Raw genomic sequence first — 6,296 nt, forward strand, 5'->3', positions numbered from 1 at the left:
GGCGGTGTTTTTTGGCGGCCGGCGGCTTTGGCGTAGGCATCGAAATCGACGGAGACGACTTTGCCTTTGCGGACGGTCAGCCAAGTGCGGTCGCTCAGGTCTTTGCCTGCATCAAGTTGGGCTTGTGCGGATTTGGCAATTAAACCGGCAATATGGTTTTTAAAGCTGCCGTTGCCTTGGGCGTCCAGTGTCAGGGGTTTGCCTTCGGGGGATTTCAGGTTCAGGCTGTTGAGGTATGCGGGGTATAGGGGTTTGAGGAGGTCGGACAGTTTTTTCTCGTCATCGGTCAGCGTGCCGGCGACCAGCTCGCGTTTGACGCGGTAGTCGAGCATGGAAATGTTCATTTTTTTGTAGTCGTTGATACCGTTGAACTGCCATTCGTAAGCCATATCGGCATGGTCCAAATCGGTAATCGGGCAGTAGGAGGATACGGCGAAAACTTTGTCGCTGCCGTCTGCCGCACCTAAGGCTTTGAGGTGGTTTTCGTAATCTTTTTGGTCGGCTGTTGCGCCTAAGAGGGTGGACATCGCGCCACCTGCGCTTGTGCCGTTGGAAATAATTTTTTCGGCATCGCCGAGCATAACTTTGTCGTTGGCTTTAAGGTAACGGACGGCGGCTTTCAAATCAACGATGGCGGCAGGTGCTTTGCCGGTGGGTTCTGTCCGGCCGCGTGCGCCAGGGGATGCGACGACGTAGCCTTTGGAGAGGGCAACCAGGGCGGCGTTAGGCGATTTTTGGCCGTCTTCAGGCTCGCCGCGTTTGCCTTCTAAAGCGGGTTTGCCCGGTTCGGCAGGCATATATCCGCCGATTTGGTTGGGCAGGAAAATCGGTGCGGTTTCGGCGTTGAAACCGTCTATCTTGCCGCCGTTGTAATAGGCTTCGGGTACATAAATATTGATGATTTCGTAACGGGTATCGACAGGATTGCGGACGTAAACCACGCCTTCGTAAGCGCGGAATTTGATGGCTTGACCGTTCACTTCGATGCTTTGTTCGGTGTATTTTTGTTTGGAGAAGTCTAGGTCGTAGGTGTCTGTGGTTTTGACGGAAGCGCAGGCGCTCAATCCCAGCGCGACAGAAACGGATAAGAGGGTTTTGTTTAGGGCGTTCATCATCATACTTTCTGAAGAGGTAAGCGGATATGATAACGAATACTTAGGCCGTCTGAAACGCCAAGTCGGGTTTCAGACGGCCTGATTTTTTTGTAGCGTTATGTAGTGTTGTACGTTACGTTGTAAAGTAATATTGGCTTAAATCTCATCTATTTGATAAATATGAATTTAATAAGACATTATGCCTTAAAAAATCTATTTATCCGGTATCTGTAAAAGTTTGAATCTGTCTTGTAAATCAGTAAGCAGGTGTGGCGGTATTTATGCTTGATTCGCGGATTCAACGTACTTGTCAGAACGTTTTGCTCAATTCGACAAACATTTTGGTTTTGCCGTATTCGTAGAACTTGTCGTTGCTCCATGTTTTGTTGTGGGCAATGGTCAGGCGCGGGGTGATGCCTTTGAAATGGAGGGCGCGGTGCCATACGCTCAGGGAGGCGGAAGCTTCTTTGTCGCGGCGGTTTTGTTCGTTGCTGAAGAAGCCGGGGGCTTGGTAACGGCGTTGGGCGGCGCTGAGGCGTAGGACGGTGGAGAGGCCTTTGGGCCATTCTTGTCCCCATGTGGTGCGCAGGGCGTAGCGGTTGAAGCTGTCGCCTTTGTCGTCGCGGTTGCGTTCGCGGTAGAGGTCGATACCGGCCACCCAGTATTGGCGCGCGTTGCGGTAGTAAACGATGGAGTTGCTGAGCAGTTGGCTGGTGTTGTTGGAATGCTCGCGGCGGCTGTTTTTCAGACGGCCTGCTTCAAATGCGCTGAGGGTTTGCAGCTTGGGTTGCCACCAATGGTTGTAGTGGAGGCGTACGCCGTTGGTGTAGGTGTAGGGGTCATTGCCGTAGAAGCGGCGCTCGTGGAACGGGGTAATGCCGATATCGTTGCGCTGGTCGGCATAGCCGATGCCTGCCGAGAAACGTGTGGTGAGGTCGTTGTAGTTGGTGTGTTTGGGGTAGATTTTGCCGTAATGGTCTGCGCCAGCCGTGGCATAGAAGCCGTGTGGCAACGACCATTTTTTTTCTGCACCGATTTGGTAGTGGACGGCGGTGGCATCGATGGGTTCGGGGAATGTCCAGCCTCGGAAGCAGTCGTCGGGATAGGCAAGGCGCACGGCGCGGCATTGTTCGTCGCTCAGGTGGTTGCCAAGACGGCGTTGACCGGGAGCTTGGTTGATGTTTTGCTCGCGCGTGATGTTCAAGCCGGCGTTGAATTGCCATGAGTCGCGTTCGCGCAGGGCTTTGCGGTAGGTTTCGATGCGTTCTTGCAAGGCGGGCGGGAGGGATTCGGTTTGCAGTTTGTCAAACTGGTCGGCCGCAGCTTCGTTTTGTTTGTCTTCAAACAAGGCGGTTGCAAGCTGCCAGCGGACGGCGGAGGCATCGGGCTGCTCGGCGATAAAGCGGCGGTAATGGCCGACAGCTTCGGCGGCATGCCCTTCGGATTGGGCAAGCAAACCTTTGGCATAGCGCGCCATGGCGCGGTCGTGTTCGGGCCATTGTTCGTAAATGGGCAAAACGGCTTTGATGCCGGGGATGTTGTGGGCGACGACGGCGGAATACATGGCGCGTGCCAGCAATTCGGTGTTGGCAAGCAGGATGTCGGCATCGACGTTGATGATTTTTTCAGACGGCCTGTTTGTCTGCTCGGCAGGGATATTGTGCGCTTCGGGTTGTTGGGGTTCGGCAGTGTTGACTTGAAGCTCGGGTTTTACATCAGGCGGCACATCGGCGGCGTGAAGGGAAAGGGGAAGGATGGCGAGGAGGAACAGACGTTTTCTCATGGCAATGTTGGGGATGTTATCGGTATAAGTGGGCAGATTGTACAATGTTTTGAGTCGGAAATTTTGCAAACCGAGTGCCATTTTATCTGATAAAGACGACAAAAGGCCGTCTGAAACCTGATGGGATTTCAGACGGCCTTTGTTTGCGAGTCGGATTTAGTTTTTGTCCAAGTCCAAATCGGCTTTGTATTCGATGCGGCCTTGGCCTTTGTCTTCGATGGAAACGTCCAGCTCTTGTTTGCCGCGTTTGAATTTCAGATCGGCATCGTCGTGTTTGATTTCAGATTCAACCACATGGAAACCTTTGCTGCGCGCGTGGGCGATCACTTTTTTGGCCAAGGAAGGAATGGAATTGCGTTGGCCGGAAAGTTCGGCTTCGTATTCAAATTCGCCGTCGCCTTGATGATCGGCTTTGATGGTGTGCGCGCCATCCGGACGGTAAATTTCGGAAGGCAGCGGGGAGGCGAATGCCGTGGCGGAGAAAAGAGCCAAAATGCCGGTGGCCAGTAACGATTTTGCTTTGGTCATCGGTTTTCCTTTCTGAAAAGGGTTTTGAGAACGAAATCATCTTATCGGCATGCCTGAGGGGGCGGCAAGCGGATAAACCTGATTTTACGCGCGGCTACATGATTTGTTTGGAGGACGTTGATTCTTTGCTTTGGGCTGGTGTTTGCTTGCAGAAAAATGCTGCTGGAAAGACTTAGCCGAGGTGGAATAATTCGCCGCCGTGCGCCTTCAGCCATTGTTCGGCTTGGTCGACATGCGGCGTGAGCGAGTGGGTTAGAGCCCAAAATGCAGGGCTGTGGTTGGGATGGCGCAGGTGGGAGAGTTCGTGCAGGCAGACGTAGTCGGCGACATATTCGGGCGTGCCGATGAGCCGCCAGTTGAGGCGGATGCCGGTGGTGTGGCGGCAAACGCCCCAGAAGGTTTTGGCGTTGGAAAGGGAAATGGCGCTCGGGGTCAGGTGGGTGGTTCGGATATGGCCTTCGAGGCGCGGTAGCAGATATTCGTGCGCACGCTCGTGCAGGAAGCGGCGCAAATGGGTAAGTTGGGCGGCGGTTTCTTTTTCGGGCAACAGAATTTCAGACGGCCTGATTTGGATGTGGTTTGCTGCGTGGACGGACAAGGCCGTCTGAACGCCTTGATACCAAATCCATTCGGGAAGCGTGTCTGTAGGTGTTTGCCGAGCCGGTGTTTTGTTTAGGGTACGGCGCAGGATGGCTTCGTTGTCGTTCAGCCATTGGGTAAAGGTGCGCTGGGTAACAAACGGAGGGATATTGATGCTGACGGTATCGGCGGAAACGGGGCGCAAGATGAGGTTTTTCTTGGCACTGCGTTTGAGCTGGATATGAATGGTGAGGCCGTCTGAAAGGGTATGGGTATGGAGGTGGGGCATGATGTTGAGAAAAATATTGGACGGCATGGAAAGGGCGGGTATAGCGGCCCACCCGATGGAATGATTTATTTGGTTTTGGGCGCGAACGGGCCTTGTCCGGTAATCAGGGGCTGTTGGCTTTCGATCCATTGCTCGCATTGAGCCATGAGTTCGGCTTCATTGCCGTTGTTGTGGGCAATGGGTTTGCCGATGATGACGCTGACCGTGCCGGGGTATTTGAGGAAGGAATTGCGCGGCCAAAACTCGCCGCTGTTGAGCGCGACGGGGACGATGTCCATCTCAAACATTTTTGCCATGCGCGCGCCGCCGAGCTTATAGCGGCCTTTTTCGCCGGGCGGCAGGCGTGTGCCTTCGGGGAAAATGGTAATCCAATAGCCTTCGTTTTTACGCGCAAGGCCTTGTTCTAAGAGTTGTTTGTTGGCTTCGCGGCTGTTGCTGCGGTCGATGCCGATGGTTTTGACCAGCTTCAAGCCCCAGCCGAAGAAAGGGATTTTGAAGAGTTCGCGTTTGGCAACATAGACTTGCGGCGGAAAAATCTCTTGCAGGGCGAGGGTTTCCCAGCCGCTTTGGTGTTTGGCGCAAATAATGGCAGGGTGGTCGGGAATGTTTTCCGCGCCGCTTAAGGTGTAGTTCAAACCGATGATGTGCTTGAGTGACCAGTTGAGGATGCGCACCCAAATTTGCGCCATTTTGTGTGCGCCGCCTTGGAAGGGCAGGGCAAGCAGCATAAAGGGGAACAGCAAAATAATGCTAGAGGAAAGGATGAGCCAGTAAATCAGGTTGCGGATAATCAGCATATCTGGGAAAAGTCTGTCGTTTGAAGGCCGTCTGAACGCCGTTGTCGGCTGGTTTCAGACGGCCTTGTCGTTTATAGGATGGCTTGCGCGGCTTCTTCGATTTGTGTGTTTTCACGCATGATGTATTGCGAGAAAGCGAGCAGGTTGTCGAAGACTTGGGTGTGTTCGGGCAGTTCTTGCTCGTGTTTGGCCAGTGTTTTTTTGCCTTTGCCGGTCAGGACGAGCGCGGATTTGCCGCCTGCGGCATCAATGGCTTGCAGGTCGCGCAGGCTGTCGCCGACCAGCCAGGTTTCGGCGGCATTGGCCTTGAAGCGTTCGATGATGTCGATAATCATGCCGGGCTTGGGTTTGCGGCATTCGCAGTTGTCGGCGGCGGTGTGCGGGCAAAACCAAATGCCGTCGATGGTACCGCCTGCTTGAACGGCAAGGCGGTGCATTTTTGCGTGCATTTCAGTCAGGTCTTGCACGGTAAAGTATTTGCGGCCGATACCGGATTGGTTGGTGGCCACGGCGATGGTGTAGCCTGCCTGCGTTAAAAAGGCGATAGCATCCATGCTGCCTTCGATGGGAATCCATTCGTCAACGGATTTGACGAAATCGTCGCGGTCTTGGTTGATGACGCCGTCGCGGTCGAGGATGATGAGTTTCATGGTTTGGGCTCTTATTTTTCTGCTTTCAAACTGCTTTTCCATTTTTCAAAGGCCGTCTGAAAAACGGGTGTCAGTTTGGCGAAGGTTTCCGGGGTGTTTTTGACGTGGTAGAAGCCGCCGAGCGAGGGCGTGTCGAGGGCGAGGACGTAGTCTTCCATAAATGCGCCGTAGCCGTCTTCTTCGTCGGTGTAGTAGAACTCGGTAAACCGTTGGCCGAGTTCGGTAAAGTCGTCCGCTGTCAATGCGCCGTCCATGTGTTTGAGCAGGAAGTGCCGTCCGCTGATTTTGCCCGAGGTCATGGCGGCGAAGTCGGCTGCGGTTTCGGGGGCGGTTTGCCAGACGGGGTTGACGAGGCCTGCCTGCGCCGCCCACTGCCAGTACATGCCGATGTGGGTGGCGGCGTTTTCGGGCGGGAGCTGGTCGGGATAGTCTTCGTCGAGATGGAAACGGATATTGTCGTACATGGACGGTGTTCGTTGGGGGGAAAGGGGATATTGTAGCGGAAAATAATGAATTAGGCCGTCTGAAAGAGGGTGTTTCAGACGGCCTTAAGGGAATTTAACCTTTAAATACGGG

At 54.0% G+C, this 6,296-nt stretch carries 7 protein-coding genes; all 7 read right to left on the reverse strand.

The features are described 5' to 3' along the window. A partial coding sequence (locus ACTHS3_RS08110; protein ID WP_440367631.1) for a subtype B tannase occupies nt 1–1,112 on the reverse strand: 1,112 nt, incomplete at its 3' end. 292 nt (nt 1,113–1,404) lie between these two features. Continuing rightward, entirely contained in the window at nt 1,405–2,877 is a 1,473-nt protein-coding gene (locus tag ACTHS3_RS08115) for a surface lipoprotein assembly modifier (protein ID WP_440367637.1), read from the reverse strand. A 156-nt stretch (nt 2,878–3,033) separates the two neighbouring features. Next, complete coding sequence (locus tag ACTHS3_RS08120) at nt 3,034–3,405, reverse strand: hypothetical protein (protein WP_004520945.1); 372 nt, start codon at nt 3,403–3,405, stop codon at nt 3,034–3,036. Between the two features lie 172 nt (nt 3,406–3,577). Beyond that, a complete protein-coding gene (locus tag ACTHS3_RS08125) occupies nt 3,578–4,273 on the reverse strand; it encodes a M48 family metallopeptidase (RefSeq protein WP_039862552.1) in 696 nt (231 codons plus the stop codon). A 65-nt stretch (nt 4,274–4,338) separates the two neighbouring features. Continuing rightward, nucleotides 4,339–5,070, reverse strand: a complete 732-nt coding sequence (locus ACTHS3_RS08130) for a lysophospholipid acyltransferase family protein (RefSeq protein ID WP_440367633.1) — start codon at nt 5,068–5,070, stop codon at nt 4,339–4,341. Between the two features lie 71 nt (nt 5,071–5,141). Next, on the reverse strand, nt 5,142–5,720 hold the full coding sequence (gene gmhB, locus ACTHS3_RS08135; RefSeq protein WP_070584588.1) for a D-glycero-beta-D-manno-heptose 1,7-bisphosphate 7-phosphatase: 579 nt from the start codon (nt 5,718–5,720) through the stop codon (nt 5,142–5,144). 11 nt (nt 5,721–5,731) lie between these two features. Beyond that, nucleotides 5,732–6,184: a DUF7832 domain-containing protein gene (locus ACTHS3_RS08140; protein ID WP_049336905.1), complete on the reverse strand. Its 453-nt coding sequence runs from the start codon at nt 6,182–6,184 to the stop codon at nt 5,732–5,734. Nucleotides 6,185–6,296: the final 112 nt, after the last annotated feature.

The sequence above is a fragment of the Neisseria sp. P0009.S007 genome, from assembly GCF_051962515.1.